This is a genomic window from Bacillus sp. 2D03 (assembly GCF_003946765.1).
Lineage (GTDB): Bacteria > Bacillota > Bacilli > Bacillales > Bacillaceae_G > Bacillus_A > Bacillus_A cereus.
Map to the genome: position 1 here is coordinate 1 of NZ_RPSJ01000039.1, position 2,717 is coordinate 2,717.

The following is a 2,717-nucleotide window of genomic DNA, read 5'->3' on the forward strand; positions in this document are numbered from 1 at the left end:
AGATTTCCCATAGCGTAAGCTAGTAAGATCCCTGAAAGATGATCAGGTTGATAGGTTCGAGGTGGAAGCATGGTGACATGTGGAGCTGACGAATACTAATAGATCGAGGACTTAACCATATAATATGTAGCAATGTTATCTAGTTTTGAAGGAATATGCCTTCATAGTTTGGTGATGATGGCAGAGAGGTCACACCCGTTCCCATACCGAACACGGAAGTTAAGCTCTCTAGCGCCGATGGTAGTTGGGACCTTGTCCCTGTGAGAGTAGGACGTCGCCAAGCAAGAACCTAAGTCGTTTTGACTTAGGTTTTTTTGTGCTTATTTTTATTATTTAAAATATAAAGGTAATAATTACCTTTATAAGAATATAGTCCAGATGTAACAAGAATGTTTGTGATCTTATATAAAAAGGTTATGTAAAAAGAGTTAGATTGTTATTTTTACATAACCTTTTGTGCTTTTAAAGGATTTTATATTAGAAAAAATCTATAATTAAGGTAGTTAACATATATTTTTGATGGGTGTGGGGATTATGAAAGAAATATGCATGTTATTAGTGGCTGTTATATTATGGGGCACAGCCATTGCGCCAACAAAATGGGCGTTAGAATCTATTCAGCCGTTTACTTTGTTATTTATTCGTCTTTTCTTTGCAGGTGGAATTTGTATGCTATTCTCATTTAAGGAACTACAAAAATCAGTTGTACATAAAAAAGTTCCATGGAAAAGAATGAGTTTGTTAGCTTTTACCGGTGTAGCTGGTTATTTTATGTTTACATCCTACGGCATTTCTTTAACAAGTGGATTACATGTGAGTATTATAGATGCTGCGTTACCATTAGTTACAATTCTTTTTTCAGCACTCTTTTTGAAAGAGAAAATTCGATTGAATTATTGGATAGGAATTATATTGGGTGCTATAGGAGTACTCTTTATTACGATTCCATCTAAAAGTGCTAATCAAGAAGTATCTTTAATAGGAGATATACTGATATTATTAAGTACTTTTCTATTTGCTTTCTACACAGTTTTACTAAAACGACCAAAACAAGAACAGTATTTATCAAACGAGGTTTTTACAACATTAACTTTAATTATTGGAGCTGTTATTCTCTTACCGTTTGCACTGGTAGAAATTTTTTATTACGGTCTCCCAAAGGTTGAAACTTGGAAAACGGGACTTAGTGTAATATACCTTGTTATTGGAGCAACAATTTTAGCATATTGGTTTTGGAATAAAGCGCTAGAGAGAGTTTCAGCATCAGTAAGCGGATTATATTTAAATGCATTACCATTAATAAGTATTGTTACTTCAATTATTCTATTAAATGAATCTCTGACATGGAGAGTAATAATGGGAGCAAGTTTAGTTTTAATCGGAGTAGGATGGGCGGATAAGCAAAAGTTGTGTAATCTATTAAAAGGTAACAAGGTGGAGAATAGAGACTGTTAAACAGTATGATTTATATAATTGAAATGTTAAAAAGATACCTTATATATGAGGTATCTTTTTTATTTAGCAAAGATAATAGACTAAAATTAGTAAGGATATTCTTTGCTGTATTTATATGTGTCGAAATCATTTTGAAATATTGTTTGGACAAGTTGTATACATTCAGTATCATAAAAGCTTTCAAAAGTCGGATGACGGGGAAATAAAGGATCAGTAATATCGCCTTCGCTAAAATTCCCTTTATAAATCATGGCGGGAGTTTGATGATGCCATGATGTTGAGAACTCATTTATTGGTGTGGTTTTTAATTCAAAACGCTTTTCTAATTCTTTCATTTCCTGATCGAAGTTTTCTAAGTATATATAATTGGTCACATATTCTTCTTCACCAGCTATATATTGTTGTGTGAAATGTGGGTTAATATCACTTGCGTGAGCCCCTTTCATAAATAGATAGTATAGAAATTGTTTAAATGAGATCCCTTTGGAGGAATTTTCATCTTGATATAAAAACTTTCGGATGGGTTTCCATTCGGGATGTTCCATATAAGGAGGTCCAATTAAGGATACGAAAGAACTGACTGCTCTCCTATAAGGGTTACGAACAAGTTTAAAAGTTTCTTTTTGTTTTTCTCGTAAAGCTACTCCTAGTCGTACACTATAGGCAGGTGTACTTTTGTATATATCATATTCATAATTATGAATGAAAGGACTATAGCTTAGAGCGGTTTGTAATAAATCAATCTGGTAAAAGAACCACTTAGCAAGAGAAGTACAACCGCTTTTTTGACTCCAAAATAGAATGATTGGAAACTTCCTATGATAGTGTGGGCTTCTTGAATGGGAGCTTATGATGTGTAATAAAGAAGGATCGAACAAGTTCTACACTCCTTTCAGTTATCTTATTGATATGTATGAGAAATAAAAGGTGGGTATGAGAGTCTTTTTCATCTTTTAAAAAAAATGAAAGATTAATATTGACTATTATTATATAGAGGTGTAATATAGAACAAGTCGCCGATGACAATAACGTCGCAAGCGACAAATGAAATAAAAAAACTTAGTTGACATTAACTAACGAAGATGTTAACATAAGGAAGTCGCAAATGAGCGACCAAGTAGTTCTTTGAAAACTGAACGAAACAAACAACGTGAAACGTCAATTTTTATTTTAGATGCTAGACAAACTAACTTTATTGGAGAGTTTGATCCTGGCTCAGGATGAACGCTGGCGGCGTGCCTAATACATGCAAGTCGAGCGAA

At 33.4% G+C, this 2,717-nt stretch carries 2 protein-coding genes and 3 rRNA genes; 4 read left to right on the forward strand and 1 reads right to left on the reverse strand.

The window, feature by feature from the left end; genetic code table 11:
* The 3 genes from EBQ15_RS30790 to EBQ15_RS30800 all read left to right on the forward strand — a co-directional run.
* Window positions 1-119: ribosomal RNA gene (locus EBQ15_RS30790) — 23S ribosomal RNA — on the forward strand; the annotation flags it as partial.
* A 48-nt stretch (window positions 120-167) separates the two neighbouring features.
* A 5S ribosomal RNA gene (rrf, locus tag EBQ15_RS30795) occupies window positions 168-283 on the forward strand.
* A gap of 251 nt (window positions 284-534) precedes the next feature.
* The gene (locus EBQ15_RS30800) at window positions 535-1,455 is read left to right on the forward strand and encodes a DMT family transporter (RefSeq protein WP_000658278.1); all 921 of its coding nucleotides are present in this window, start codon (window positions 535-537) and stop codon (window positions 1,453-1,455) included.
* Window positions 1,456-1,541: 86 nt separating this feature from the next.
* Here the strand turns inward: EBQ15_RS30800 and EBQ15_RS30805 are convergent, their stop codons facing one another.
* Window positions 1,542-2,333: a sulfotransferase family 2 domain-containing protein gene (locus EBQ15_RS30805; protein WP_000460199.1), complete on the reverse strand. Its 792-nt coding sequence runs from the start codon at window positions 2,331-2,333 to the stop codon at window positions 1,542-1,544.
* 314 nt (window positions 2,334-2,647) lie between these two features.
* On the opposite strand from EBQ15_RS30805, the gene EBQ15_RS30810 reads away from it, so the two are divergent.
* A 16S ribosomal RNA gene (locus EBQ15_RS30810) occupies window positions 2,648-2,717 on the forward strand; the annotation flags it as partial.

Excerpts from the sequence above, each read along its gene's own strand:
- EBQ15_RS30800 (WP_000658278.1), top strand. The coding sequence starts at position 535 with ATGAAAGAAATATGCATGTTATTAGTGGCTGTTATATTATGGGGCACA.